This is a genomic window from Tissierellales bacterium (assembly GCA_035301805.1).
Classification (GTDB): domain Bacteria; phylum Bacillota; class Clostridia; order Tissierellales; family DATGTQ01; genus DATGTQ01.
In genome coordinates this window covers 1-2771 of record DATGTQ010000214.1, presented here as the reverse complement: position 1 = coordinate 2771, position 2771 = coordinate 1, and the positions used below count along the sequence as shown (strand labels likewise).

The window sequence follows — 2771 nt, the reverse complement described above, 5'->3', positions numbered from 1 at the left end:
TACCCCAAGAAAACCCAAAACATAATTTCCAATTTTATTTTAAAATTATGTTTTCAAAAATAATGGATTATTCCAATTATCTTCAATTATAAACCTTTCATCTCTCATATCTTCAATAATATCTATTTGAAGCATATTCTTTTTTCTAAAACTTCTAAGACATCGAAAAAAATACAACTGCATTAGGTTGAATGCTAATATTATAAACATGAATACAGTTTCTACACCCGTAGGGCTATGAAGAAAACAATGATTCAAATGCCAGTGCGTTTTTAGTTGGTGAAAAGCATTATTCTCAATATCCCATCTTTTATGCATAATCTTCCATAGAGTTTCTACTGAAGTAACTTTATCTGTAGTAATAATCCAGCCTTCCTTTAATTCTACCTTATCTCCAACATGGATTTCTTCTTTAAATCTTATAAATCTCACATATATACCCGAATCCGACATTTCAAAGCCATCCTCATCCCAGGCTTTAATTTTAGTATAGCTTTTGCCCCCTTGCTTTATAATCCATTCTTTATTTGCCTTACGGCATTTAAAAATAGCTAACGCATCTTTTACAATATTGAGTCTTTCATCTTTAACCCTTACCACTGCATCCATACCTATTGATAGAACTTCTTTAATCCAAGTAGATTTACAATATAAAGCATCAGCTACAATGATATCTGCAAAATGATGATATTTTTTATAAAGTTTTTTTATTAATCGTTTCCCACCCGTAATTTCACCTTCATCTTTATTTGATCCATCCCTTTTAGGTTCAAGCATTTCTTGACCTAAAATAATATGTGGATCTGAGCCAATAGTTGTACACACTACAGAACTATGAAAATAATGAGTAATACCATCTTTTTGAACTCTTGTAAGACAATTTTCACAACACTTATTTGTGCTTTCAAATAATTCTACCCCATCTATTGCAACTACCTTTAACCTATCTATTGTGCCACCTCTAAAAACTTTATTTTTTATAGTAGTTCTTATTACATTACTATGCATTTCTTTTAAACCATCTAAATCAAATTCACTCAAACAATCTCTAATAGCGTCAATCTTTGGTGTTTTCGTCCTCTTTGGTAATAACTTTTTAAACTTTCTTTTTTTAAGCCAATGGTTTAACCTATTAAAGCTCTCTATTTGAAGCATAAATCCAAGTAGTACAACGAAAGTAATGGTTGAGAGTTCTATTGAATATTTTATTCTTTTATCTTTTAGTCTATTAATCTTTTCTCCAATATGATATACTTTATTAATATAAGTGAGCATTTGTTTTAAATAACTTTTGTTCATTTTATCAGCATCCTTTTTTTGTTTTTTGCCATAAAACTATTATAAAAAGGATGCTTTTATTTTGCAAATTTTCCCCTTATAATTTCCAGTAAAAATCGGAATATATAAGTTTTATTTAGTACATCACTAATTGTTCAATTATAGGGGCTATCGCCCTCTTATATTTTTAAAAGCTAAACTTCTGGCCTGAATCATATGACAATTATGTATATCTTTAATATCTTCAATTCGATTTTTATTATATCATAATCTCCTGAATATAATAATTATTAAGCCTTAATCGGGTGCATAAATTAAAAGCGACCCATATTGTGGATTATACCCTACCTATATCTTGCAATGACTAAATTTAGCCCCGAAGGGGAATTATGGAACTAAAAATGTACAGACTTCTCCTAATAAGACAACATGGTATATATTTCCAAGGTTTTCTAAGCTTACAAATTAAGCACTTATAATTTCTACTACATCAGTCCAAAGATTACTTTCATATTTAGCACGTAGTGCTGCGATATACTGACCTCCACCTATTCCCCATCTCATTCCAGACTGTTTCATTCTCTGTTGAATGACGACCTTATTACCACTTTCTATTGGACCACTGCCTATATAATATCCATTTTCTTTATAACTTTTATATTTTATTCGTTCTCTATTATTTACTATATAATTGTATACATTAACAACTCCAAATGGTATATCTTTAATTAAATTTAAAGATATATAATCCAATGCTTCATCAATCTTCTGATCTTCTATTAAATTAAGTACTGTATTTACCCATATTCGTCTTCCGACTTCATCTAATGGATATAATATTTTGGCATAGTTATTTACATTTTCACTTAGATGAAAATAATCAAGTATTCTTATAGCATCTGGGAAAAGTTCTTCACACATATTCCATATCCATGCTGCACCATCACCAAGAACTACGACTTTCCTTAATACACCATATCCAGCTCTCGCTGCTGCATCAAAGATAACTTTTTTAAACTCTCCAACCCCTCCAAAATAAGTAACATATTCTTTTTTATTTATAATTTTATCCCCATTTGACCTAGTTATTAAGTCTTTATCTGTAAAAACTAACCCTAATTTCATTTCCTTCCAACTTGAATTATTTTCATCTTGGACTCTAGTATTTACAGTAGAACCATCTACCATAATATAAAGAATTCCCTCCTTTTTATTTTTTTCTAAAGTATCTGGAATTATTTTTTCTGGCCTTTCAAAGGTTTTATTGGCTGATTCCATTTGTTTTTCAAAGACCTCTTTCCCAATTTCCTCTGAAATAATTTGCATTTGCGTAGCACTTATATCTAAATGTAGAAATTTTTCTAAAACATCAGATGCTCTTTCAAAAGATGGCACTAACTGCGATGCATATGTTATTGCTTCAGTTACACCCTTGGTTATTCTATGTTTTCTATTTAAACCTAAGATTTCATCGTTTTCTCCATATTCTTTAC

Annotated in this window: 2 protein-coding genes; both read right to left on the bottom strand. The window is 29.8% G+C overall.

From position 1 onward, the window contains the following. Positions 1–45: 45 nt before the first annotated feature. Positions 46–1299, bottom strand: a complete 1254-nt coding sequence (locus tag VK071_11010; protein ID HLR35838.1) for a transposase — start codon at positions 1297–1299, stop codon at positions 46–48. A 444-nt stretch (positions 1300–1743) separates the two neighbouring features. Beyond that, the coding region (locus VK071_11005) for an ISKra4 family transposase (GenBank protein ID HLR35837.1) at positions 1744–2771 on the bottom strand (1028 nt) is incomplete at its 5' end.